Below are 333 nucleotides of genomic sequence, written 5' to 3' on the forward strand. Positions count from 1 at the left end.
TTTAGGTTTGCAGCACCGCCATTGGCAATTACAGGAATGTCTACTATATTTGTGATACTTTCTACTAATTCACTATCAAAACCTTTCCAAGTTCCTTCTTGATGAATTGCTGTCAATAAAATTTCTCCTGCTCCTAATTTCTCTAGCTTTTTAGCCCAATCAATTCCATTTACTTTTTGTTTTGTTTTTCCTGAATTTGAATACACTTGGTATTTACCAAACATATTCTTTTTAACATCAATATAGGCTACAATTGCCTGATTACCAAATTGAGAAGCTAATTGCGTTATAAATTCTGGTTTTTCAAAAGCAATCGTATTTACAATTACTTTT

1 protein-coding gene is annotated in these 333 nt (G+C 31.2%); it reads right to left on the minus strand.

All coding sequences use genetic code 11. The features are described 5' to 3' along the window. A partial coding sequence (locus tag ACY2RW_RS16100; protein ID WP_490123755.1) for a HisA/HisF-related TIM barrel protein occupies positions 1–333 on the minus strand: 333 nt, incomplete at both ends.

The organism is Polaribacter sp. 2305UL8-11, assembly GCF_058147165.1.